Raw genomic sequence first — 24938 nt, 5'->3', positions numbered from 1 at the left:
TCATGCAACTCACCCGACAACAACTCGACACGCTCTGCGCGCTCGCCACCGAGGCAGGCCGCGAAATCATGGACGTTTATGGCAACGACACCATCGTCGCCATCACGAAAGAAGACACCTCGCCGCTCACGCAGGCCGACCTGCGCTCCGACGCAGTGATCCGCCGCGGGCTCCAGGCCGCGTTTGCGGGCGTATTCATCCAGTCCGAAGAGGCGGTCGCAGCCGACCCCGGCGGCACGCGCACGTTCTTCCTGGTGGACCCGCTCGATGGCACCAAGGAGTTCATCAAACGCAATGGCGAGTTCACGGTGAACATCGCGCTGATCCACGAAGGCGAAGCTGTCGCAGGCGTGGTGTTCGCGCCTGCGCTCGGCGAGATGTACTGCGCTGCCCGCGGCCTTGGCGCGTGGAAAGGCGAGGGCGCGAACGCCGTGCCGCTGGCCACGCAGGTCTGCAGTTCCACCAGCACCCTGCGCGTGATCGGCAGCCGGTCGCACGGCGGCGACGCGCTGGCCGCATGGCTGGCAAAGCTTTCGCAGCCGCATGAATTCGTCGCGGCGGGCAGCTCGCTCAAGTTCTGCCGCATCGCCGAAGGCAAAGCTGACATCTACCCGCGCCACGGACCCACGAGCCAGTGGGACACCGCTGCCGCGCAGGCCGTTTTGCAGGAGGCCGGCGGATGCGTACTCGATGCGGACGGCAAGCCGCTTGCGTACGGGCTGGACTTACCGGTGCTGAACAGGTACTTTGTGGCATTGGGTGATCCGACACTCCAATACCCGCCTATCGCCTGAACGTACGCCTGATGTGCGCCTGACAAGAGGGGAGACCAAGTGGCAACACAAACGACAGATGTTCCGGGGGCCGGATACGGCAGTTCGTATGTGGACTCGCTGGTGTGGGGATGCGCCTGGACAGGCGGGCCGGTCACCTATTACTTCGGCGCGGGTGACGTTGCAGCAGATGACAGTGCCATCGGCCAGTTCACCGGCCAGTCGTGGATGGACTCCGAGAAGGCTGCATTCAGCAATGCGCTGGCCATCTATTCATCGGTGTGCAATCTCGAATTCACCGAGGCCGCGAGCGCAGCGCAGGCCAACATCGTCTGGTGGCTGGCTCCCTCGGCCGACATCGGAAGCAACATGCTGGGCATGCACGAGGTGCCCGACGCGAGTTATCCGCAAACCTACGGCTACTTCAATGGCGACCATTCGACCTGGGGCAACCTCGCGCAGGGCAGCTTCGGATTCGTGACCATCATTCACGAACTGGGCCACGGCATGGGCCTGGCGCACCCGCACGATGGCGGCAGCGAAGCCGATGCCACCAGGTTCGCAGGCGTGCGCGGGGCCTACAGCACGGGCACCTATGGCATGAACCAGGGCATCTGGACGACCATGAGCTACAACGATGGCTGGAGCCAGGCGCCCCACTCGTCCAAGGCGTTCGGCTACCAGGGAACGGTGATGGCGCTGGACATCGCCGCGCTGCAGGCGCTGTACGGCGCGAACATGACAACCCGCACCGGCGACGATGAGTACCTGCTGCCCACGGCCAATGCGCAGGGCACGTTTTTTTCCTGCATCTGGGATGCGGGCGGCTCCGACACGATCAGCAATGCCGGCGGCACGCTGGCCTGCACCATCGACCTGCGCGCGGCGACGCTGGAAGGCGCCAATGCCGGTGGCTATGTGTCGCGTGACGCGGGCATTGCCGGCGGCTACACGATCGCGAGCGGAGCCGTGATCGAGAACGCCACCGGAGGCAGCGGCAACGACACGCTGATGGGCAACGCGGTGGGCAACTGGCTCGATGGCGGGTTTGGAAGCGACACCATGACTGGCGGCGCAGGCGATGACACCTACGTCATCGACAGCGTGAACGACCGCGTGGTCGAGGTCACGGCGCAGGGCATTGACACGGTTCGCACCACGGTGGCCTACACGCTGGGCGCGAGCGTCGAAAACCTGGTGCTCGTGGGAACGGCCTCTATCGCGGGAACCGGCAATTCGGCGGCCAATGTGCTGACAGGCAATGAAGGCAGGAACACCCTGGGCGGCGCCGGTGGCAACGACACGTTGGCCGGTGGGGCGGGCGTGGACAAGCTGACTGGTGGCACGGGGGCCGATGTGTTCGTGTTCAATTTCGGCGATACAGGCACAGGCTCGACCGGGCGCGACGTCATCACCGACTTCAGGGGCTCGCAAAAGGACCGCATCGACCTCAATGGCTGGGACGCCAATGAGCAGGCCGATGGCATGCAGGATTTCCGGTACGTCGGCTCGGCTTTCACCGGGCGCGCGGGTGACCTGAAGTTTGCCAAGGGCGTGCTCGCCGGCGACACCGATGGCGACGGGCTCGCGGACTTCGAGATCCAGATGACCGGGGTGTCGGGGTTCAGCAGCAACTGGCTGGCTTGAGGGCCCCTGTGTGTGCTGGGAGTCACCCATTGAAACTTCATATAGGACTCTTGTACAATCTCCTATATGAAAATTTCGCCGCGCAGGGATTCCCTGCGCATTGCGCTGAACGCCACGCCGGAGCAGGCCCGCAAACTCGTTGAATTGCAGGTTGCCTTCGCGCAGCTGTGCAATGCGCTCGCGCCCACGGTCCAGCAAAACCGCAACTGGAATCGCGTGACGTTGCACCACCTGGCGTACCGGTCGCTGCGCCAGCAGTTTCCTTTGGTGGGCTCCCAGATGGTCTGCAATGCGATCTATGCGGTGTCGCGCACGGCGCGGCAGGTGTTCCAGAATCCGGGCAGCCCGTTTCACCTCAGCCGGCTGGGCGACAAGCCGTTGCCGCTGATGCATTTCGCGGACAGCAATCCGGTCTATTTCGACCGCCACACACTCAGCCTCAAGGCAGGCATCCTGTCGCTTTACACGCTGGACGGGCGCATGCGCATGAAGCTCGCGATGCGGCCCGCAGATGAAGCGCAGTTTCATGAGCGCAAGCTGCTTGAAGTGGTGCTGTCGCGCCGCAAGGACGAAAAATTCGAGCTATCCCTGACCTTCCTGGTTGAGGATTCGCAGCAGGATGAAACAGCGGCCGCGCGCGTTGCGCACGCGAGCCAGGACAAGGGGCAGATCCCCGATTACGTGAAGGTAGAGGCACTGCAATGACTCCGGCGAAACCACCATCCCCAGCAGCTGCGGCCGCGCTCGCGGCAGCAGGCCCGCAAAAGTCCGAGATGTCGCAGGCCCTGGAAGACCTGAGGCCGTATTTCAGGAAGGCCCTGCTCTTTAGCCTGATCGCCGCGCTTTTGGTGCTCGCGCCAACCGGCTACATGCTGGAGGTCTACGACCGCGTGGTCACCAGTCGCAACTACCTCACGCTGGGCATGCTGCTGCTGCTGGTGCTGTTTGCGTATGCGGTGATGGAGCTGCTCGAATGGTCGCGTGCCCAGTTGCTGCAGGCCGCAGGCGGCGAGTTCGACGCGAAGATGGGTGACCGCATTTTCTCGGCGATGTTCACCGCGAACCTGCGCAAGATGCCGGGCGGCACCTCGCAGACCATGAGCGACTTTCGCACCGTGCGCGAGTTCTTCATCTCGCCGGTCATCAACGCACTGATGGAGTCGCCCATCGCGCTGGTCTTCATCGTCATCGTGTTCGCGATCAGCCCGGTGCTCGGATGGGTCTCGGTGGTCGGTGCCATCGTCCAGACCGGGGTGGGCTGGATGAACGAACGCTCGACCCGGCCGCCGCTCATCGCTGCCAACCGCATGGCATTCGGCGCGCAGCAGTACGCCGACGGCGTGCTTCGCAATGCGCAGGTGATCGAGTCGATGGGCATGCAAAAGGACATCCATCGCCGCTGGATCGAGAAGCAGCGCGAATTCCTGGGCCTGCAGGCCATCGCATCCGAACGCGCCGGTGGTTTCCAGGCCGTGACCAAGTTCATCCAGACCACCTTGGGCTCTGCGCTCATGGGCGTCGCCGCGTGGCTCTTGCTGCACAACGCGCTCAACGGGGGCAGCGGCATGATGATCGTTGCCTCCATCCTCGGCGGCCGCATCCTGTCGCCGCTGGTCGTGATCATTGCGCAGTGGCGTGGCGTGGTCAGCGCGCGTGATTCATGGGGACGCCTCGATGCATTGCTGGCGGCGATTCCGGCCAAGGGCGAGACGATGGCGCTGCCGGCACCCAAGGGTCTGCTGACCGTCGAGCATGTGGTCGCCACAGCGCCGGGAACGTCGACCACGATTCTTCGCGGCGTTGCATTCGGCGTGTCGCCTGGTGAGGTGCTCGCGGTGATCGGGCCTTCTGCATCGGGCAAGACCACGCTGGCGCGGCTGCTGGTGGGCCTGTGGCCTGCAGCAAGCGGCAAGGTTCGGCTCGATGGCGTCGATGTGTTTGCCTGGGACAAGGCAGAGCTTGGCCCGCACGTGGGCTACCTGCCGCAGGACGTCGAGCTGTTCGAAGGCACGGTTGCCGAAAACATCGCACGCTTCGGCGAGGCCGAGCCCGCCAAGGTGCAGGCGGCCGCACGCGCAGTGGGACTGCACGAACTCATCATGGGCCTGCCGCAGGGCTACGACAGCCCGGTGGGGCGCGAGGGAGCCATCCTCTCGGGCGGCCAGCGCCAGCGCATCGGCCTGGCCCGCGCGCTGTACGGAGACCCGGTGTTCGTCGTGCTCGATGAGCCCAATTCAAGCCTGGACGAAGAGGGTGATGCCGCGCTGGCTGCGGCCATCAAGGAAATGAAGGCACGCGGCACCACGTTCGTCGTGAACACACACCGCACCAGCGTGCTGGCGGTGGTGGACAAGCTGCTCGTGCTCAAGGACGGCCAGGTCCAGGGCTTCGGTCCGCGTGACGAGATATTGGCTGCGATGGCGAAGGCCGCCAAGGAAGCGCAGCAAGCCGCACAGCAACGCAAGGCCGGCGGCCAGGGCGCACCGCGCCTGGCTGCGGCACCCTGATCCGACGAGAACAAAAAAATGAACAAACCCAAGTTCTTCGAGCGCAGCGAACTCACGGCAGCCCTGTGGGCGTTCCGGCGCGAATTCGTGATCGTCGGCATCTTCAGCTTCGTGGCCAACCTGCTGATGCTGGCCCCCACGATCTACATGCTGCAGATCTTTGACCGCGTGATGGTGAGCCAGAGCGAGCTGACGCTGGTGGCGGTCTCGCTCATCACGCTGTTCCTGTTCGGCATCATGGCCGTGTCGGAGTGGTCGCGCTCGCGCGTGCTGGTTCGCGCCGGTGTGCGCTTTGACGAGCACCTGTCCACGCGTGTCTTCAATGCGAGCTTCGAGTCGTACCTGAGCCAGTCCACGGCCAGCCCGTCGCGTGCCTTTGGCGACCTGATCCAGATCCGCCAGTTCCTGACGGGGCAGGGCATCTTCGCGTTCTTCGATGCGCCCTGGTCGCCGATCTACATCGTGGTGATCTTCTTCCTGCAGCCGTACCTGGGCATGCTCGCCATCTTCTTTGCGATCGTGCAGGGCCTGCTCGCGTGGTTCGGCCATCGCCAGACGGTGGTGCCTGCCGAAGCGGCGCAGCGCGCCGGCCAGGACGTCAACGCCTACATCCAGAGCAAGCTGCGCAATTCGGAAGTGATCGAGTCGATGGGCATGATTGGCAACCTGCGCACGCGGTGGCGCAAGTGGCAAAACGAATTTCTCCATCGCAGCGCCTCGTCGCAGACCATCATCAACAAGGTCACCGCGTGGAGCAAGATGCTGCGCTACAGCCAGCAGTCGATCTCGCTGGGCGCCGGCGCCATCATGGTGATCCATGGCGAGCTGTCGCCCGGCGGCATGATTGCGGCCAACCTGCTGATGTCGCGCGCGCTGGCGCCCATCGACCAGCTCGTGAGCGCCTGGCGCCAGCTGGCCCTTACCCGTGCTGCGTTCGAGCGGCTGGAGAGCCTGCTCAACGAATACCCCGATCGCGACGAGAACCTGCGCCGCGTGGCGCCACAGGGCCAGGTGACACTGCGCGATGTGGTGGCCACAGCGGCAGGGCGCCAGGAACCCATCCTGAAGGGCATCGGCTTTGAAGTGCCAGCCGGCACCATCACTGCCGTGCTCGGGCCTTCGGGTTCGGGCAAGTCCACGCTGGCACGCGTCATGGTCGGCATCTGGCCCGCAGTCTCGGGTGAAGTGCTGCTCGACGGCTTGCCGATCAACGGATGGAACCGCATCGAGCTTGGGCCCCACCTGGGCTACCTGCCGCAAGACATCGAGCTGTTCGAGGGCTCGATTGCCGAGAACATCGCCCGCTTCGGCCAGGCCAATCCTGAAAAGGTGATCGAGGCTGCGCGCTGCGCCGGGCTGCACGAGATGATCCTGCGCTTTCCCAAGGGCTACGACACGCCCATCGGCGAGGCGGGCGGCTTGCTTTCGGGCGGCCAGCGCCAGCGCATCGGCCTGGCCCGTGCGGTCTACGGCAACCCTGCGCTGATCGTGCTGGACGAGCCCAACGCCAACCTGGACGACGCAGGCGAAGCCGCACTCGTGCGCACACTCCGGCAGCTCAAGGAACAGGGCAAGACCGTGTTCCTCATCACCCACCGCACCGGCGCGGTGGGCGTTGCCGACCGCATCATCCTGCTGAAAGACGGCGTGATCGTCTCCGATGGGCCGCGTGATGCGGTGCTGGCTTCGCTGCGCCCGCCTGCGTCCCAGTCCCCTGCGCCCCAACAACCCCCCGCGCCCGACCTGGGCACGCCCCTGCCGGCCTGATGCCCCGCATCGCACCAACCGCGCCCCAACCCCCAATTTCACCAGAGTCCTGACATGGCCAAACCCGATTTGCTGACCCGCCTGAACCCACAGAACGCTGATTCCGACGCGTTGGTGGTGCAAGACAAAAACGAGATATCCCCGCTTTCGCCCGCCCCGTCGGGTGACGCCATGCGCGCCGCAAGGGTCGGCCTCTGGGCGCTCGGCGTGGGATTCGGCGGCTTCCTGTTGTGGGCCGCGTTTGCGCCGCTCGACGAAGGCGTGCCCAGCCAGGGGATGATCGCCATCGACACCAAGCGCAAGGCGGTGCAGCATCCCAGTGGTGGCATCGTGACGCAGGTGCTGGTGGGCGAAGGCTCCCGGGTGAAAGAAGGCCAGTTGCTGATGAAGCTCGACGAAGCGGCGACCAAAGCCAACTACGAGTCGGTTCGCCAGCACTACCTGTCGTTTCGCGCGTCGCAGGGCCGGCTGATCGCCGAGCAGACCGGCGCCCCGAAGATCGTGTTCCACCCGGACCTGCAGGCAGCATCCACCGATCCGCTGATCCAGTCGCAGATCGTCACGCAGCAGCAGCTGTTCGAATCGCGCAAGGCGGGCCTCAAGGCCGAGCTGCAGGCGGTGCAGGAAAGCATTCAGGGGCAGGAAGCGCTGATTGGCTCTTACAAGGGCGTGCTCGAAAGCCGTCGCCAGTCGCTCAAGCTGGTCAACGAAGAGCTGACCCAGACACGCGAGCTGGTCAAGGAAGGCTACACGCCGCGCAATCGCCAGCTCGAACTCGAGCGCATGGTGTCGGAAGCCAACGGAGCGATCGCCGAACTGCTGGGCAGCATCACCCGCGCGCAGCGATCCATCCTGGAACTCAAGCAGAAGATGATTGCGCGCCAGCAGGAGTACCGCAAGGAAGTCGAAAGCCAGCTGACCGACGTGACGCAGCAGGTGCAGTCCGATGAGCACAAGTTCCGTGCGCTCGGCGACGACCTGGCGCGGGTGGAGATCAAGTCGCCGGCGGCCGGGCAGGTGGTCGGCCTGGCCGTGCAGACCGTGGGCGGTGTGGTCCAGGCCGGCCAGAAGATCATGGACATCGTGCCCGACAACGAAACGCTGTTGATCGAGACCCGTGTTGCGCCCAACCTCATCGACAAGGTGCATGCCGGCTTGCCGGTTGATATCCGGTTCAACTCGTTTGCCAATTCGCCCACGCTGGTGGTCGAGGGCAAGGTTGTTTCAATTTCGGGTGACCTGTTGACCGATCCGGCCAATGGCGTCCAGTACTATCTTTCGCGCGTCTCCGTGACGCCCGATGGTTTCAAGAAACTCGGCAAGCGCCAGCTCCAGCCCGGTATGCCGGTGGAGGTGGTGCTGAAAACCGGTGAGCGCTCGCTGCTTGCCTACATGCTGCACCCGCTGACCAAGCGCCTGGCAGCTGCCATGAAGGAAGAATGATGAATCGATTTCAATCGCACGCGGTTTTGCGCGCGGACCTGTCGCGCGTCGCTGCAGCCTGCATGCTGGCCGCGTCGCCGCTGTGGGGCGCATCGGTGGCAATGGCGCAATCCCAGGTGTCACCGGCAGTGCAGGCTCCAGCCACGGCTGCGATCCCCGTTGCTGCATCCACACAACCCGTCGGCACACCGCTGACCCTGGCGCAGGCCTACCGCCTGGCCATCGAACAGGATTCCGTGATCCGCGTGGCGCGCGCCGCCGCCGATGGTCGCCGTGAGCGTTTGCCCCAGGCGCGCGCGGCACTGCTGCCCAACATTTCCGCCCAGGCCACGCGCAACAAGAACGACCTCACGAGAACGGAGCCCGGCCCCACGGGTGCGCCGGTCACCAACAACATCGAATACGCGAGCAGCAGCCGTTCGCTCGTGCTGCGCCAGTCGATCTTCCGGCCGTTCCAGATAGCCGAATACCGCCAGGCCCAGGCGCAAGTCGCAGATGCGAACGCGATCCTCGATAAAGAGACGATGAACCTGGCCGTTCGCGTGACCAGTGCGTACCTGGAAGCCCTGTATGCGCAGGACCAGGTCAATCTCGTCGCCGCACAGAAAGCGGCCTACACCACGCAGCTCGACGCGGCACGCAAGCGCTTCGCCGGTGGCGCGGGGGTGCGCACCGACATCGACGAAGCGCAGGCCCGGCTCGACATGTCATTGGCAAAAGAACTGGAAGCGCGCCAGCATGTGCAGTACACGCGCCGCCAGTTGCAGGTGATCATCAATGTCCCGGTCACGAGCCTCGCGTCGGTTGACGATGCGAAGCTGCGGCAGGCGCCAGCGCCGGGCACGCTGCAGGACTGGGTCGAGCGCGCCGAGCTGATGAGCCCGGAGCTGCGGTCGCTGCAGGCGCAGCGCGATGCAGCGCGCCACGAATACGCCAAGGCCCGCTCGGGCCACTTGCCGACGCTGGACGCGATCGCGCAGTGGAGCGTGAGTGACAGCGACAACCCGACGCGGATCAGCTCGAAATTCAACAACAAGTCCATCGGCTTGCAGCTGAACGTGCCGATCTTTGCGGGTGGCCTGGTCAACTCGCAAAGCCGCCAGGCGCTGGCTGAAATCGAGCGCACCGAGCAGGCGCTCGAAGCCACGCGCCGCGACCTCGCGTTGCGGGTGGAGAAAGAATATCGCGGCATCACCGAAGGCGTGCTGAGCATCCGTGCGCTGGAGCAGGCCGTGCGGTCGGCCGACGTGATGGTGACGTCGAACCGCCGATCGTTCGAAGGCGGCTCACGTACGCTGGTGGACATCCTGAACGCGGAAGAATCGCGCGTGCAGGCACTGCGCGACCTGTCGAACGCCCGCTACGTGTTCATGATTTCGCACATCCGGCTGAAGGCCCTGGCTGGAATCGCCGACGAGCAGGCGATCGAGCAGGCCAATGGGTGGTTGAAGCCCTGAAGCGAGGGGCTGACACGCGCCTGATCGCAGATGGATTGCGGGTCAAGCCCGCAATGACAGTCAAGGAGGCTGTCATGCCGGACTCGATCCGGCATCCACCGCGCAGCGGCGACGGTGCCTGATCACAGATGGGTTGCGGGTCAAGCCTGCAATGACAGCCTCGTTAACCGTCAGCAGGGCTGGCGACTTCTCACGCCGAACCCGATCCGCCGTCCATGACCCGGTCGTACGCGAGCCCCGTTACCGATTGCCCCGCGAAGTCGATGATCCAGTCGGCGAAAACCGTGTTGGATGCCTCGACGGCGAACTGCGCTTCGGTGTATTCACCACGCGTGATGAAGCCGCTGTAGTAATCGAGCGCCTGCGGCGTGGGCGCCGCGCCTGCGAGGTTGGTGTAGATCGTGGACACCAGTTGCGTCACGGTGTGATTGACACCGAAGTGGAAGTCGATCGCGCCGTCCATCAGTTGTTCATAGGCCAGGCCATTGTCCAGATACGACAGCAGCACGCTGGCATATGCAGGGTTGGGGTTGTCCCCCTGGCCGAAGATCGTGCCGAGAATGCGCGCAGCCTCGCCGGCGTTTCCGGTGAAGTCGAATGCGAGGTTGATGTCGGCAAATGCAAGCCGCTCGACGTTGGTGAAGCTGTCGTTGGTTGCGCTGCCGGTGACCGAAACGGTGACACCTGAAGCGCTGGCCTGATACGCGCCGCGCGCCGATGTGAACACCACGGTATCCAGGCCGCCGCTGCCATTGCCGCTGACGGGCGTATTGCCGACGATGAATGTGTCTGCCTGGCTGGTGCCGATGAAGTTTTCGATGGAGGTGTCGAAGTCGATCGACAGGTTGTCCACTGCGGGATTGCCCCGGAAGTCCAGACCCACCGAACTGAACGTGCCGGGGCGCATGTCGAGCTTTGCACCCGTCGTCACCGCCGACAGGTCAATCGTGTCGACACCCGAGGTGTCATCGATCACCTTGAGGATGTCGCCATCGGCGTTCGTGAATGCGTGGGTCGTGTTGCCTGCATTCCACGAGCCCCGGCCATACAGGGCTTTCAATGCGAGCAGGTCATAGATGCCGTACCAGTCGCGTTCCTGAAAGGCGGCGACGGACTCATACGACATCACGGTGTACGCGTAGTTGTCTTCGGCCGTGCCCAGGTAGTTGCCGGGTTCCTGGCTGGTCGGGTCGCCTGCGTTGTAGTTGCCGGGATGCTTCAGGCCTAGCGCATGCCCGATCTCGTGAAGCAGCGTTGAATATCCGATATTCCCAGGCGCTGGGGACAAATTCGTCAAGAAGGTGAAATCCAGCCAGACGTCGCCAGACTTTTCGCCGTCGTGATTAGGCAGCCACGCATAACCGGCGGTCTGGATCCAGCTCTGGTTGCTGTTGCCTAGCCGGATCTGCCCATAGTCATAGGCCGAATCGCTGGTCTCGATCAGCGTGATGCCAAGCTCCGAACTCAACCGGGCCATGATCTCGCGCGTCGCTGTCTTTTGTGCCTCGCTGAACGGCTGGAAGCCAAAGCCACCGATGTCTTCATTGCCCCCATACACAGGCACATCGCTCATGAAGCTGTAGGAGACCGTGACCTTCGAGCCCATGTCCTGCTGGTAGTTCCAGCGGCGGTCGGCTATCGGTCCGGCGTAAGGATCGTTGTCGTCAAGCAGGACATCGATCCGGTAGTTACCTGTGTATGAAAAGGCGATGACCGTGGGGTAAGTTGTCCCCCACGGACCGCCAGCTGCATACGGCGCATCTGCAACTGGGCTGCTCTCACCCTCGAATGATTCGAAACTGTCGTACTGCATGAAGGTTTCAATCAAAGAATTCGGCTTGTGACCACCGCGGCGCGGCGGCGTCCTTTCCCGAGAGAATCGGTTCGCCGGCGAGCGTGGCTAGCGGCCAGTCGATCGCCACGTCGGGGTCGTTCCACGCGAGCGCGCGCTCGTGCTCGGGCGCGTAGTACTCGGTGGTCTTGTACAGAAAATCAGCATGGTCCGATAGCACCACAAATCCATGCGCGAAACCGGCGGGAACCCAGAGCTGCTTTTTGTTCTCCGCGCTCAACTCGACGCCGGCCCAGCGACCCAGGTTGGGCGAACTCCTGCGCATGTCCACTGCCACATCGAACACACGGCCGCTGGTGACACGAACCAGCTTGCCCTGCGGATTGCGGATCTGGTAGTGCAGGCCGCGCAACACACCCTGCGCAGAGCGCGAATGGTTGTCCTGCACGAAACGCACCTGCGTGCCGGTGGCCTGGTGGAACGCAGCTTCATTCCAGCTTTCCATGAAGAACCCGCGATCGTCACCGAACACGCGCGGTTCGAGCACCAGCACCTCGGGCAGTGCGGTTGGCGTGGCCTTGAGCATGGGCCGGCCTAAAGCGTACCCAACGCGATGTCGCGCAGGTAGGTGCCGTAGGTGCTTTTGACCAGCGGCTCGGCCAGCGCGAGCAGCTGGTCGCGGTCGATCCAGCCATTGCGCCACGCAATTTCTTCCGGGCAGGCGACTTTCAGGCCCTGCCGGCTTTCAAGCGTATGAATGAATTGCGAAGCTTCCAGCATGCTTTCGTGTGTTCCGGTGTCCAGCCAGGCCAGGCCACGGCCCATGGTCTGGACGCTGAGTTGGCCGCGGTCCAGGTAGGCTTGGTTCACCGTGGTGATCTCAAGTTCCCCCCTTGCAGACGGTTTCACTGAAGCGGCAATTTCGCACACCTGCTCGTCGTAGAAGTAGAGACCGGTCACCGCGAAGTGGCTGCGCGGCGACACCGGCTTTTCTTCGATGGATGTGGCCTTGCCCTGGTCGTCGAACGCCACCACGCCATAGCGCTCGGGGTCCTTGACGTGATAGGCGAAGACGGTCGCGCCCGACTGCTGCGCATCGGCTTCCTGCAGGAGCTTGACCAGGTCGTGGCCGTAGAAGATATTGTCGCCCAGCACCAGGGCACTCGGCGCGCCATCCAGGAACTCGCGCCCGATGATGAATGCCTGCGCGAGGCCTTCGGGCCTGGGCTGCACCGCGTACTCGAACTGCATGCCCCAGGCCTTGCCGTCGCCCAGCAACTGCTCGAAGCGCGGGGTGTCCTGCGGCGTGCTGATGACGAGCACTTCCCGGATTCCGGCGAGCATCAATGCTGCCAGCGGGTAATAGATCATGGGCTTGTCGTAGACCGGCAGCAGCTGCTTGGAAATTGCGAGGGTTGCCGGGTGCAGACGCGTGCCGGCGCCTCCGGCGAGGATGATTCCCTTGCGGGGTTTGTTCTGTGCTGCGGCCATCTGTTGGTTCCCTGTCAGTCTCTTCCAGCTGTGTTTGTTCTAGCTGCCTGCCGCTGCAAGCTCTGCCACGACTTGCCGTACGCCGTCCTGCCAGGGCGCAAGCGCCAGAGCGAATGTTGCCCGAAGCCGCGTCGTGTCGAGCCGCGAATTGCTGGGGCGGGGCGCCGCCACAGGATACTGCGCCGCAAGGATGGGCAGCACCGTCGCCGGGGTCGCCTTCAGCGGCATGCCGCACGCCAGCGCGTGCGCAATGGCAAAACTCGCGTATTCGTGCCAGTTTGTCTCGCCTGTGGGGGCGAGGTGATACAGGCCCGCCGGGCCATTCGAAGGTGAAGTCTGGAGCCGGGCAACGATATGCGCCGTGACGTCCGCGATCAGGCCCGCGCGGGTCGGCGCACCCCATTGGTCGCAAACGATGTTCAGGCTGTCCTTGTGCGCAGCGGCGCGCAGGATGGACTTCAGGAAATTCTGGCCCCAGGTGTCGAACACCCAGCTGCAACGAAGCACGATGTGGCGTTCGGTGCCCGTCACGACGGCCTGCTCGCCTGCCAGCTTGCTCGCGCCATAGGTGTTGATCGGCGCGGTTGCGTCGGTCTCTCGCCAGGGCGTGGTGCCGCTGCCGTCAAAAACGTAGTCGGTGGAGTAGTGCACCAGCCATGCGCCGCACGCGCGAGCCTCGCCGGCCAGCACCTCGCACGCGTGGGCATTGATGGCGAAGGCAGCCTCGCGTTCGGTCTCGGCGCGATCGACCGCCGTGTAGGCTGCGGCGTTGACGATCACGTCGGGGCGCACCGCCCGGACTGCATCCACCAGTGTCTGGGGGCGCAACAGATCGATCGCCATGCCGGGGCTCTCGCGGTGCAGCGCAACAACCTCGCCCACGACCGAGAGGCTGCGCCGCAACTGCCAGCCGACCTGGCCCTGCGCGCCGAGCAGCAAAATCTTCATGCAGCGCGCGCCAGGCTCTCGTATTGCCGCTCAACCCACTGACGGTAGCTGCCGCTTGTCACCGACCGGACCCATTCCTGGTTGGAGAGATACCACTCGACGGTGGACCGGATGCCGTGCTGGAATTCGATTTCCGGTTGCCAGCCAAGTTGATGCGCGATCTTGGAGTCGTCGATGGCATAGCGGCGATCGTGGCCGGGCCTGTCCCTGACATGGGTCACCAGGTCAGCGTACCTTGCACCGTCTGTGTTGGGCCTGAGCGTATCGAGCGCCTTGCAGATCGCATCGACCACCGCCAGGTTGGTGCGCTCGGAGCGGCCGCCGATGTTGTAGCACTCGCCGGGCTTGCCCTTGGCCAGAACCGCGCGCAGTGCGGCGCAGTGATCGTCCACATGCAGCCAGTCGCGCACCTGCATGCCATCGCCATACACCGGCAAGGGTTTGCCACCCAGCGCATTGAGGATCATCAGCGGGATGAGCTTTTCCGGGAACTGCCGTGGGCCATAGTTATTGGAGCAGTTCGTGGTGAGCGTGGGCAGGCCGAAGGTGTGGTGCCACGCCCTGACGAAATGGTCCGACGCAGCCTTGGACGCCGAATAGGGGCTGTTGGGCTCATAACGGTGCGTTTCCGTGAATGCCGCCGCATTGGCGTCCAGCGAGCCGAACACTTCGTCGGTCGATACATGCAGGAACCGGAATTCAGCGGCCACACCCGGCGGCAGGGTCCGCCACCAGGCGTGCGTGGTTTCCAGCAGGAGCAAGGTTCCCACCACGTTGGTTTGCGCAAACGCCAGCGGGCCGTCAATCGACCGGTCCACATGGCTCTCGGCTGCGAAATTGATAATGGCGCGCGGCTTGTGCTCTTCCAGGAGCCTGGCGACCAGCGCGGAGTCGGCGATATCGCCCTTTACAAAAATATGCCGCGGATCGCCGGAGAGGGCCTGGAGGTTGCCCGGATGCCCTGCGTAGGTGAGAAGGTCCAGGTTCACAACCGGCTCATCCGTGTTGCGAAACCAACTCAGCAGGAAAGCGGAACCAATGAAGCCGCACCCGCCAGTCACTAGAATCATGGTTTGTCCCGAATTTAGCCGAAGCCTTGAATTGACCGCCTCCATTGTAAGTGCCCCAAATTCAGTACACGCCTCATCAAGAGGCCGTGTCGCTGTGTCGATCGTGAGCCATCGCCACACCGACATGGTGCAGGGCCTGCTCGCGGAGTTGTGCGACGGGCACGGCGGCTGGATCGAGCACGTGATCGTGACGCACAACGTGGGTGAGCCTCCGCTGCAGGCTCCGCCCGGCGGCTGGCCCTTTCGTTTCACCGAGCTTTACAACGATCGCCCTGCCGGCTTTGGGGCCAACCACAACCGCGCCTTCGCCCATTGCTATTCAGAGTTCTTCTGCGTGCTCAATCCCGACGTCGAACTGCCCGGCCCCGAGCTGTGGCGCTCGCTGGTGGCGCAGGCCTGTGAAGCCGGGGCGGGTCTGGCCTATCCGGTGCTGCTCAATCCCGACGGCAGCCTGCAGGACAACGAGCGAGAGGCCGTGACGCCCACCGCATTGCTGCGCCGCCGGTTGCTCAAGCAGCCGCAGCGCGACGTCGACTGGGTCAGCGCGGCATTCTGGCTGGTGCCCGCGTCGATCTACCGCCGTCTCGGCGGCTTCGACGAACGCTTTTTCATGTACTGCGAAGACACCGACTTTTGCCTTCGCCTGCGGCTGGCAGGGCTTACGCTGCGTCGGGTCGAGGTGCCTGTGGTGCACCAGGCCATGCGCGGAAGCGGCCGCGAAGTCAGGCACCTGGTCTGGCATCTTCAGAGCCTGTGGAGGCTGTGGACGGGCCCGGTGTTGCGCCGCTACCTCGCCGCAATCGCGACTTAGTGCCACTTCGTGCGACTTAGTACCGCCCGGGGTCGTCAGCCCTCGTTAGGGCCTCGCCATGCGTAACAAAACGCGACAATAGCGCCGCATGCTTTTTTTGCTGATTCTTTGCGGTGCTGCCGCCTTCCTGACCACGGCCGTCCTGTTGCGATTTGCGAAGGGCAGGCCCCAGACCTACGGCGCCGAAATGGTGCAGCGGTTTCACGCCGGCCACGTTCCGCGCGTCGGCGGCCTGGGCATGCTGGCCGCCTGCACGGTTGGCTGGGGCTGGATGGTCATCTCCGGCAAGCTGAACATTCCCAACAACATCCGGATCGACCTTGTCACCGCCGTTTACCTCTGGCTGGTCGCGGTGCTCACCGTCGCCGCAGGCGCGGTCGAAGACCTCACGCAGCGGCTATCGGCGTTCTACCGGCTGCTGCTCACGGTGTCCGCCGCAATACTTGCCGTCGGCCTGCTCGACCTGTCGGTGCCTCGGCTGGGGCTGCCTGTCATCGATACGGTGATGCTGCACTATCCGTGGCTGGGGGTTGGCCTTGCAGTTTTCGCGATCAGCGGCCTGCCGCACGCATTCAACCTCATCGACGGCTACAACGGACTGGCGGGAACCGTGGCCCTGGTGGTTTGCTGCGCGCTGGCCTACGTCGCGCTCCAGGCCGGCGACCGCCAGCTGGCGGGCATCGTGCTTGCGCTGGCCGGGGGCACCGCGGGCTTTCTGGTCTGGAACTACCCGCGAGGGCTGATCTTTGCGGGGGACTGTGGCGCCTACCTCTGGGGCATCGTCATTGCCATCGCGTGCGTCATGCTGGTCAAACGCCACCCCGAGGTTTCGCCCTGGTTTCCGCTGCTGCTGCTGATCTATCCGGTCTGGGAGACGATGTTCTCGATCTGGCGCAAGGCCATGCGGGGACAGTCGCCCGGTGTGGCTGACGCCTTGCACTTTCACCAGCTCATCTACCGGCGCATCGTGCGTCGTGTGTTCGATGATGACGAGGCGCGCCGCATGCTGATGCGCAACAACCGCACCTCGCCTTATCTGTGGGGGTTCACCATCCTCACGGTGCTGCCCGCCGTGCTGTTCTGGCACAACACGCCCGTGCTGATGCTTTTTTCGGCGCTGTTCGCGATCTCCTATATCTGGGCCTACACATCGATCATCCGGTTCAAGGTGCCCCGCTGGATACGCAGATGACGCGCGCTGCTGCAGCGATGGCACAATTTGCGCAATGACCGACCTCCTCAACATCGCTCCCCGTGACAAGGCCGAAATTCTGGCGCAGGCACTGCCCTACATCAGGCGATTCCACGGCAAGACCCTCGTGATCAAGTACGGCGGCAACGCCATGACAGACCCCGAGCTGCAGGCCGACTTTGCCGAAGACGTGGTGCTGCTCAAACTGGTTGGCATGAACCCGGTGGTGGTGCATGGCGGCGGTCCGCAGATCGAGTCGGCGCTCAGCCGCCTGGGCAAGAAGGGTGAATTCATCCAGGGCATGCGTGTGACCGACGATGAAACGATGGAAGTCGTGGAGTGGGTGCTGGCAGGCCAGGTGCAGCAGGACATCGTGGGCCTGATCAACCAGGCCGGCGGCAAGGCGGTGGGCCTCACAGGGCGCGACGGCGGCCTGATCCGTGCACAGAAACTCAAGATGCTCGACAGCGCCGATCCGTCCAAGGAACACGACGTGGGCCAGGTCGGCGACATCGTGTCCATCGACCCGAGCGTGGTGAAGGCGTTGCAGGACGACCAGTTCATTCCCGTGATTTCGCCGATCGGTTTTGGCGCCAACAACGAGAGCTACAACATCAATGCCGACGTTGTCGCCAGCAAGCTCGCCACCGTGCTCAAGGCCGAAAAGCTCATGCTGCTGACGAACACTTCCGGTGTGCTCGACAAGTCCGGCAAGCTGCTGACCAACCTGTCTGCGCGCGAGATCGACGAGCTGTTCGCCGACGGCACCATCTCCGGCGGCATGCTGCCCAAGATCGCTGGCGCACTCGACGCGGCCAAGAGCGGTGTGAATTCGGTACACATCATCGATGGACGCGTGCCCCACGCCATGCTGCTTGAAATCCTCACCGATCAGGCCTACGGCACCATGATTCGTTCGCACTAGCCTCGGCCCCGAAAACACCCCATGAAAATCACGGTCATCGGCACAGGCTACGTCGGCCTGGTCAGCGGCGCCTGCCTGGCCGATGTGGGCAACGATGTGTTGTGCTTCGATACCGACGAGCGCAAGGTCGCCATGCTGCGCAGCGGCCAGATCCACATCTTCGAGCCGGGGCTCGAAGCGATCGTGCAGCGCAATGTGAAGGCCGGTCGCCTGTCGTTCACCACCGATGCAAAGGAAGCGGCTGATTTCGGCCTGCTGCAGTTCATCGCCGTGGGCACCCCGCCGGGCGAAGACGGCTCGGCCGACCTGCAATATGTCCTGGCAGCGGCGCGCTCGATCGGGCGCCACATGAGCGACTACCGCGTGGTGGTCAACAAGAGCACCGTACCCGTGGGCACGGCCGACAAGGTTCGGGCTGCCATTGCCGATGAACTCGGGCATCGCGGCGCGCCGATTGCATTCAGCGTCGTCTCCAATCCGGAATTCCTTAAGGAAGGCGCGGCCGTTGAGGATTTCATGCGGCCCGACCGCATCATCGTGGGCTCAGACGACGACCATGCGATCAGCGTCATGCGCGAGCTGTATGCCCCCTTCCAGCGCAACCACGACCGGTTTGTGTTGATGGATGCACGCAGCGCCGAACTGACCAAGTACGCGGCCAATGCCATGCTCGCGACCCGCATCAGTTTCATGAACGAGCTGGCCAACCTGGCCGAGCGGATGGGCGCCGACATCGAGTCGGTGCGCAAGGGCATCGGCTCCGATCCACGCATCGGCTATGACTTTCTCTATGCCGGTTGCGGCTACGGCGGCTCATGCTTTCCCAAGGATGTGCAGGCGCTCTTGCGCACCGCGCGTGACGACGCAGACATGGACCTGAAGGTGCTGGCTGCCGTCGAGATGGCGAATCACCACCAAAAGCGCGTGCTGCCGGCCAAGATTCGCGCGCGCTTCGGTGACCGCCTCACCGGGCGCCGATTTGCGGTGTGGGGCCTCGCATTCAAGGCCAATACCGACGACATGCGCGAGGCGCCCAGCGCCGCCATCATCGAGTCGCTGCTGGGAGCTGGCGCGCAGGTCAGGGCGTACGATCCCGCCGCGATGGAGTCGGCGCAGCGGGCCTTCGGTCCCTTGCACGGCCTGGGCTACACCAGCGATGCCATGTCCGCCGTGCAGGATGCGGATGCGCTGGTGATCGTGACCGAGTGGAAGGAATTTCGCAGTCCCGACTTCGACGCGATTGCCGCCGCGCTGCGCACGCCCGTCATATTCGACGGGCGCAACCTCTACGACCCGGTGATGCTGCGCGCCCGCGGCTTCGAATACCACGCCATCGGGCGCTGAAGGCGCAAGGGCCATGCGCGTACTCGTCACAGGCGCGGCCGGCTTCATCGGCATGCACACCTGCGCGGCCCTGCTGGCGCGCGGCGACCAGGTGACGGGACTGGACAACCTCAACGACTACTACGACCCGACGCTCAAGCAGGCGCGTATCGAAATACTCGCCGGTCACGCCAGGCACGCCAACTTCCATTTCGAAGCCGCCGACATCGTGGACCGCGAACCCATGCGCGCGCTGTTCGCAAGCGGCCGCTTCGACCGGGTCGTGCATCTGGCGGCCCAGGCCGGCGTGCGGTATTCGCTGGTCAATCCGCAGGCCTACATCGACAGCAACATCGTGGGCTTCGCCAACATCCTGGAAGGTTGCAGGCAGGCGCGCATCGAGCACCTGGTGTACGCCAGCAGTTCCAGCGTCTATGGCGGCAACACCAAGCTGCCCTTTTCAGAATCCGATCCGGTCGATCACCCGGTGAGCCTTTACGCTGCGACCAAGAAGTCCAACGAACTGATGGCGCACACGTACAGCCATCTCTATGCGTTGCCGACGACGGGTTTGCGCTTTTTCACGGTCTACGGTCCCTGGGGCCGCCCCGACATGGCAACCCAGCTATTCGCGCAGGCCATCGTCGAAGGCCGCGCCATCGACGTGTACAACCACGGCGCCATGTCGCGCGACTTCACCTACATCGACGATGTCGTGGAGGGGGTGCTGCGGGTGCTCGACAAGCCGCCGGTTGCGGCAGGTGAAGCACCCGCGCCAGCGCGCATCTTCAATATCGGCAACCACGCGCCAGTGCCCTTGCTCGAATTCATCGCCACGCTGGAAGATGCGCTAGGGGGCACGGCGCAAAAGCGCCTGTTGCCCATGCAGCCGGGTGATGTGGTTGCGACCTATGCCGACACCAGCGCGTTGCAGGCCTGGGTCGGGTTCAGCCCGTCAACGCCGCTGAAGGACGGGCTCGCGCAATTTGCCCGCTGGTTCAGGTCTTACTACCGGAAATAGGGTCAGGCGCCGGTGTCCGCGCCAGCGTTGGCATCGGCGTCGCGCTTGGACCGCCACTCGGCGTCGTCGATAGCGCCCAATAGCGGGCCCACCGGCACGCGTGGCACGTTCGATACATCGAACTGCACGAAGGTCAGCAGCATCTGGATGCCCAGGATCAACGGCAGTGCGGCCAGCATGACGGTGCCGGCCGACGCAATCGTGCCAACCGAGGTCAGGTGAGCCCACTTGAGACTGCCAAACACCAGGCCGAACGTCGTCAGGCCCAGGCCCAGCGGCAACAGCACCGAGCCCAGCGAAAAGTCGCGCAGGTAGTACATGTAAACGATGCGCTTGAAGAAGTTGCGGATGTTGCCCACCAGGAACGGTCCGATCACGCGCTTGATCGACAGCGACGAGTCCTCGTGCGGATACTCGGCCTTCATCGGCACGTCCAGCACCACGGCACGCAACGTGCCCAACCGGAACAGCAGGTCCGACTCGAAGAAATAGCGGTTGGCGATCTTGTCCATGCGAAGCCGCGCCACCAGTCGCGCATCAATCGCGGTGAAGCCGTTGGTCGGATCGACGACATGCCAGTAGCCGCTGGAAATCTTGGTCAGGAACGACAGCATCAGGTTGCCGAACAAGCGCAGACCCGGCATTTCCGCGAGGCTTTCGGGATCGAAGAAACGGTTGCCCTTGGTGTAGTCGGCCAGTCCCTGCTGGATGGGTGTCACGAACTGGACGATGCGCGACGGCGGCATCTGGCCGTCGCCATCGATCTTGACCATGATGCCCGCGCCGGCTCCGAGCGCAGCGCGGTAGCCGGCCATCACCGCAGCGCCCACACCGCCGTTTTTTGCCTGACGCACGATCTTGACGCGCGGGTCGCGGCAGTGCGCCTCGACGTGATCGGCCGTGCCCTCGGGGCAAGCGTCGTCGACAACCCAGATCTGGGCGACGGTAGGCGGGATGAGTTCGATCACGCCCAGGATGTGGCGCTTGACCTTGTAGCAGGGGATGACGACTGCAATGGGCCGGTCGGTCGATGGGTAGGGCGAGGACATGGACCGCGAATTGTAGGGTGGGCCACGCATGCCCCGTGCCGATCGGGCGCGCCCTCAAGCAAAATACGCCCTGGAAACGGGAGACAAGCCCATGCGGCTGTTATTGGTGGAAGACGACGTCATGGTCGCCAGCGGCATCAAGCTGGGCCTGACCGACGCGGGATACGCGGTGGATTGGGTCGGCAACGGCGAGCGGGCCGAGGACGTGCTGCGCGCTGAAGTATTCGACGCCGCGATCATCGACATCGGACTGCCGCAGATGGACGGGCTTGAACTCACGCGCCGCCTGCGCCGCCCCGAAATGGCCAACCCTGCCATGCCGGTGCTGATCCTGACCGCCCGCGACGCGTTGCACGACCGCGTGCAGGGCCTGGACCTGGGCGCCGACGACTACATGATCAAGCCCTACGAACTGCCGGAACTGCTGGCGCGCCTGCGTGCCTTGCTGCGCCGTTCGCAGGCGGCCACGACGGCTGTCCTGAGCTTCGGCCCGATCGAGCTGGACACAGCCAACCGCCGCGCCGTCGCGCGGCCCGCGCTCGGGGTGCCTGTGCCGATCGAGCTCGGCCCGCGTGAGTGGACGGTGCTGGAATACCTGCTGATCAATGCCCCCAAGCCCGCCAGCAAGGAAAAGCTGCTGCAGGCGCTCACCGGCTGGGACAAGGAAATTACACCGAACGCGGTCGAGGTGTACATCTCGCGGTTGCGCGGCAAGCTGGAGCCGCATGGGGTGGCGCTGCGCTCGATACGCGGCTTTGGTTACCGGCTTGAAATGGCGGCACCGGGCACGCCGTGAAGCCCGGGCCCTCGGGAATCCGGCGCGCGTGGCAGCGCGTCCTTGGCCCCGGCGCAGGTGCTGCCCTGGGCATGGCGTCGGGCCTGCGCAGGCGCCTGCTGGTGATGTTGATCGCGCCGCTGGTCCTGCTGGCCCTGCTCAATTCATGGCTGGATTACCGCTCTGCCGACAACGTCGCCATCCAGCAGGACCAGCGGCTGCTCAGCCTGGTTCCGTTGCTGGCCGATTCGATCATCACCCGAGGCGACAGCAAGACCGACAAGCCGGTGCTGCTGCTCGCCCCTGCGGTACAGGAATTCCTGGAGAACCCGCAAACGGCCGCCTACGCCATCGTCGATCCCGACGGCACGGTGCTGGCCGGCGAAACCTGGCTGGGCGCATTGCCGCCCACCACGGCCGAGCCCGAGATCCACAGTGAAGAAAATGGCGGCGTCACCTGGCGCATCGTCCGCCAGCGCCAGCAATCGGTGCTGGGCGAGGTGATCGTCACCCTGGCGGACGGCTCCGATCCGCGCCAGCAATGGGCGCGCTCCATCCTGCTCAAGGTGTTGCTTCCCAATCTGCTGCTGGTGGCGCTGGCCGCGTTCGCAGTGGGATGGGCCGTGGAGCGGGCCCTGCGCCCCCTGACCGAATTGCGCGATGCGGTGGAGCGGCGCTCGCCCAAGGACCTCACGGCGATCGACGAGGCGGCTTCGCCCGAAGAAGTGCGGCCGTTGGTCAACTCGCTCAATCGCCTGTTCGGCCTGGTCAATGCGCAGGCCGAGAGCCAGCGCCGTTTCATTGCCGACGCGGCGCACCAGTTGCGCACGCCACTGGCCGGATTGCAGGCGCAGGTGGAAGCGTGGGCGCAGGCAGCGAAAGCCGACCCTTCGCAGGCAACCGTGCAGCTTCGGGCCGACCAGGTTATGAAGCTGCAGGGCGCGACGCGGCGCACCTCGCAGTTGGCCAACCAGTTGCTGGCCCTGTCCCGTGCCGACGTTCACACGCTGCAGTCACAGCCGATGGAACGGGTCGATCTGAAGCAGGTGTGCGAAGCCATGCTCGAGTCGCATCTGGATGCGGCGACCGCCAGGCAGATCGACCTGGGCCTGGACGCGCAACCGGTGCATGTACTGGCGCACGAATGGCTGCTGCGCGAGCTGCTCGGCAATCTGGTGGACAACGCGGTGAAGTACACCCACGACGGCGGCACCGTGACGATCCGATGCGGCCATCGGGCGGGAAATGCATTTCTTGAAGTCGAGGACGACGGCCCCGGCATTGCGCCGGCCGAACGCAATCGCGTGCTTGAACGGTTCTACCGGGTGCGCGGAACGCAAGGCGAAGGCAATGGCCTGGGACTGGCGATCGCCGATGAAATCGCGCATGTGCATCACGGCCACCTGGAGCTCAACCCAGGCGCGCAAGATCAAGGCCTCAGGGTAACAATGACCTTCGCGGGGTAAGTACGCACTTGGCTTGCAGGCCGCTAGAAACGTAACGCCAGTGGCGAAAACCCCTAGGATGAGCTGTGCGAGAATTTGTCGACACACACAATTGAACACCCATGGCCGAAGCGCAAATCAGTATGCCAGACGAAGCCCCCGGCTCAGCCGCTGAACAGCCGCAGGCCCCTGCCCGCAAGCGCCCCAAGCCCGGTGAGCGCCGCGTGCAGATCCTGCAGGCGCTCGCCGCCATGTTGGAGCAACCCGGCGCAGAGCGCATCACCACTGCGGCACTCGCTGCAAAGCTCGACGTGAGCGAAGCCGCGCTGTACCGCCACTTCGCCAGCAAGGCGCAGATGTTCGAGGGCCTGATCGAGTTCATCGAGCAGACCGTCTTCACCCTGGTCAACCAGATCGCCGAGCGCGAACAGGCCGGCACGGCGCAGGCCGCACGGACGGTCGGCATGCTGCTGCAGTTCGCAGAAAAAAATCCCGGCATGACGCGCGTCATGGTCGGCGATGCGCTGGTGTTCGAAAACGAACGCCTGCAGCAACGCATGAACCAGTTCTTCGACAAGATCGAATCGTCGCTCAAGCAAAGCCTGCGCACTGCCGCCGACGGCGATGGCTCGGCCACGCCCAGCCTCGATGCGCAGGTCCGCGCTTCCATGCTCACCGCATTCGTTGTCGGACGGCTGCAGCGGTTTGCGCGCTCGGGTTTTCGCCGCGCGCCATCGGAACACCTCGAAGCCAGCCTCGCACGGATGCTTTAGGGGCCCGGTTGCTACGAGTCAAGGTTGCCGGCACCGACCTGGTCCTTCATCCCAGCGGCGCGGCTTACATCCCTTCGGAACACACCTTGCTGATTGCCGATGCGCACTTCGGCAAGGCGGTGAGTTTTCGCAAGCTGGGCGTGCCGGTGCCCAGCGGCACGACGACGGCGAACCTCGAAGTGCTGTCGCGCGCGATTGCGGATACCGGGGCGACCCGCGTGGTGTTCCTGGGCGACTTCCTGCACTCGGTGCGGTCGCATGCCAGGGGCACGCTGGATGTGATTGCCGGTTGGCGAGCCAACAACGCAGCACTCGAACTCACCCTGGTGCGCGGCAACCACGATGACCGCGCGGGCGACCCGCCGTCATCGCTTGCGATCCATGTGGTTGATGAGCCGCTTCGGCTCGGGCCCTATGCCTTGTGCCATCACCCGCGACCGGTTGAAGGCGCCTATGTGCTGTGCGGCCACTGGCATCCGTGCATCAGCGTGAAGGGCCGCGCTTTCGAGCGCCTGCGCCTGCCGTGCTTCTGGTTCGGCGACGACAGCGGAACGCTGAACGAGAACGCAGTCGGTGTGCTGCCCGCGTTTGGCAGTTTCACCGGCATGCACCGCATCGAGCCGAGGGCGGGGGACAGGATATTTCCGGTGACAGGGGATGTGGTGCGGGCGCTTGCGGCCTTGCCGCTGGGTTGAGTTCGCAGCAATCGGATGCTATATCTGATGCGAT

At 64.4% G+C, this 24938-nt stretch carries 22 protein-coding genes; 16 read left to right on the top strand and 6 right to left on the bottom strand.

Annotated features, from left to right (window positions below; translation table 11 throughout):
- Window positions 1-2: 2 nt before the first annotated feature.
- The 7 genes from cysQ (at window position 3) to AQ12_RS02010 (ending at window position 9594) form a co-directional block, all read left to right on the top strand.
- Window positions 3-794 (top strand): 3'(2'),5'-bisphosphate nucleotidase CysQ, encoded by a 792-nt coding sequence (cysQ, locus tag AQ12_RS02040; RefSeq protein ID WP_048438191.1) that lies wholly within the window; start codon window positions 3-5, stop codon window positions 792-794.
- A 39-nt stretch (window positions 795-833) separates the two neighbouring features.
- A complete protein-coding gene (locus tag AQ12_RS02035; protein WP_152682638.1) occupies window positions 834-2420 on the top strand; it encodes a M10 family metallopeptidase in 1587 nt (528 codons plus the stop codon).
- 66 nt (window positions 2421-2486) lie between these two features.
- A complete protein-coding gene (locus AQ12_RS02030) occupies window positions 2487-3125 on the top strand; it encodes a hypothetical protein (RefSeq protein WP_048438190.1) in 639 nt (212 codons plus the stop codon).
- Window positions 3122-4927: a type I secretion system permease/ATPase gene (locus AQ12_RS02025; protein ID WP_202967485.1), complete on the top strand. Its 1806-nt coding sequence runs from the start codon at window positions 3122-3124 to the stop codon at window positions 4925-4927. Before AQ12_RS02030 ends, AQ12_RS02025 begins: the two co-directional genes overlap by 4 nt.
- An 18-nt stretch (window positions 4928-4945) precedes the next feature.
- On the top strand, window positions 4946-6694 hold the full coding sequence (locus tag AQ12_RS02020; protein WP_048438189.1) for a type I secretion system permease/ATPase: 1749 nt from the start codon (window positions 4946-4948) through the stop codon (window positions 6692-6694).
- A gap of 54 nt (window positions 6695-6748) precedes the next feature.
- Entirely contained in the window at window positions 6749-8137 is a 1389-nt protein-coding gene (locus AQ12_RS02015) for an HlyD family type I secretion periplasmic adaptor subunit (RefSeq protein WP_048438188.1), read from the top strand.
- A complete protein-coding gene (locus tag AQ12_RS02010; protein WP_161798971.1) occupies window positions 8137-9594 on the top strand; it encodes a TolC family outer membrane protein in 1458 nt (485 codons plus the stop codon). Before AQ12_RS02015 ends, AQ12_RS02010 begins: the two co-directional genes overlap by 1 nt.
- A 190-nt stretch (window positions 9595-9784) precedes the next feature.
- On the opposite strand, the gene AQ12_RS02005 is transcribed toward AQ12_RS02010, so the two are convergent.
- Genes AQ12_RS02005 through rfbB form a run of 5 tightly spaced genes read right to left on the bottom strand, consistent with a single transcriptional unit; the run spans window position 9785 to window position 14895 of the window.
- Window positions 9785-11422, bottom strand: a complete 1638-nt coding sequence (locus AQ12_RS02005) for a M10 family metallopeptidase C-terminal domain-containing protein (protein WP_238587624.1) — start codon at window positions 11420-11422, stop codon at window positions 9785-9787.
- On the bottom strand, window positions 11415-11972 hold the full coding sequence (gene rfbC, locus AQ12_RS02000; protein ID WP_048438186.1) for a dTDP-4-dehydrorhamnose 3,5-epimerase: 558 nt from the start codon (window positions 11970-11972) through the stop codon (window positions 11415-11417). The genes AQ12_RS02005 and rfbC overlap by 8 nt, the downstream gene beginning before the upstream one ends.
- 8 nt (window positions 11973-11980) lie before the next feature.
- Window positions 11981-12877, bottom strand: coding sequence for a glucose-1-phosphate thymidylyltransferase RfbA (gene rfbA / locus AQ12_RS01995; RefSeq protein ID WP_048438185.1), 897 nt, complete (start codon window positions 12875-12877; stop codon window positions 11981-11983).
- Between the two features lie 39 nt (window positions 12878-12916).
- Window positions 12917-13825 carry a dTDP-4-dehydrorhamnose reductase gene (gene rfbD / locus AQ12_RS01990; RefSeq protein WP_048438184.1) on the bottom strand — a complete coding sequence of 303 codons (909 nt, stop codon included), beginning with the start codon at window positions 13823-13825 and terminating at the stop codon, window positions 12917-12919.
- Window positions 13822-14895, bottom strand: coding sequence for a dTDP-glucose 4,6-dehydratase (gene rfbB, locus AQ12_RS01985; RefSeq protein WP_048438183.1), 1074 nt, complete (start codon window positions 14893-14895; stop codon window positions 13822-13824). Before rfbB ends, rfbD begins: the two co-directional genes overlap by 4 nt.
- Window positions 14896-14998: 103 nt before the next feature.
- Between rfbB and AQ12_RS01980 the strand changes: the two genes are divergently transcribed.
- The 5 genes from AQ12_RS01980 to AQ12_RS01960 all read left to right on the top strand — a co-directional run bounded on the left by AQ12_RS01980 (window position 14999) and on the right by AQ12_RS01960 (window position 20167).
- Complete coding sequence (locus tag AQ12_RS01980; protein ID WP_152682636.1) at window positions 14999-15706, top strand: glycosyl transferase; 708 nt, start codon at window positions 14999-15001, stop codon at window positions 15704-15706.
- Between the two features lie 88 nt (window positions 15707-15794).
- Window positions 15795-16898 (top strand): glycosyltransferase family 4 protein, encoded by a 1104-nt coding sequence (locus AQ12_RS01975; protein WP_048438182.1) that lies wholly within the window; start codon window positions 15795-15797, stop codon window positions 16896-16898.
- 34 nt (window positions 16899-16932) lie between these two features.
- Entirely contained in the window at window positions 16933-17823 is an 891-nt protein-coding gene (gene argB / locus AQ12_RS01970) for an acetylglutamate kinase (protein WP_048438181.1), read from the top strand.
- Window positions 17824-17844: 21 nt separating this feature from the next.
- Entirely contained in the window at window positions 17845-19167 is a 1323-nt protein-coding gene (locus AQ12_RS01965; protein ID WP_048438180.1) for a UDP-glucose/GDP-mannose dehydrogenase family protein, read from the top strand.
- A gap of 13 nt (window positions 19168-19180) precedes the next feature.
- On the top strand, window positions 19181-20167 hold the full coding sequence (locus AQ12_RS01960) for an NAD-dependent epimerase (protein WP_048438179.1): 987 nt from the start codon (window positions 19181-19183) through the stop codon (window positions 20165-20167).
- Window positions 20168-20169: 2 nt separating this feature from the next.
- Here AQ12_RS01960 and AQ12_RS01955 read toward each other — a convergent pair whose 3' ends face one another.
- Entirely contained in the window at window positions 20170-21216 is a 1047-nt protein-coding gene (locus tag AQ12_RS01955; RefSeq protein ID WP_082151371.1) for a glycosyltransferase family 2 protein, read from the bottom strand.
- A gap of 91 nt (window positions 21217-21307) precedes the next feature.
- Between AQ12_RS01955 and AQ12_RS01950 the strand changes: the two genes are divergently transcribed.
- The 4 genes from AQ12_RS01950 to pdeM all read left to right on the top strand — a co-directional run bounded on the left by AQ12_RS01950 (window position 21308) and on the right by pdeM (window position 24904).
- Window positions 21308-22012, top strand: coding sequence for a response regulator transcription factor (locus AQ12_RS01950; RefSeq protein ID WP_048438251.1), 705 nt, complete (start codon window positions 21308-21310; stop codon window positions 22010-22012).
- A 71-nt stretch (window positions 22013-22083) separates the two neighbouring features.
- Entirely contained in the window at window positions 22084-23457 is a 1374-nt protein-coding gene (locus AQ12_RS01945; protein ID WP_048438250.1) for a sensor histidine kinase, read from the top strand.
- Between the two features lie 122 nt (window positions 23458-23579).
- Window positions 23580-24209, top strand: coding sequence for a nucleoid occlusion factor SlmA (slmA, locus tag AQ12_RS01940; protein WP_048438249.1), 630 nt, complete (start codon window positions 23580-23582; stop codon window positions 24207-24209).
- Window positions 24210-24217: 8 nt separating this feature from the next.
- Complete coding sequence (pdeM, locus tag AQ12_RS01935) at window positions 24218-24904, top strand: ligase-associated DNA damage response endonuclease PdeM (protein ID WP_048438177.1); 687 nt, start codon at window positions 24218-24220, stop codon at window positions 24902-24904.
- Window positions 24905-24938: the final 34 nt, after the last annotated feature.

This window comes from Caenimonas sp. SL110, from assembly GCF_001044395.1.
Classification (GTDB): Bacteria; Pseudomonadota; Gammaproteobacteria; order Burkholderiales; family Burkholderiaceae_C; genus Ramlibacter.
This window is presented reverse-complemented; position numbering and strand designations above follow the sequence as displayed.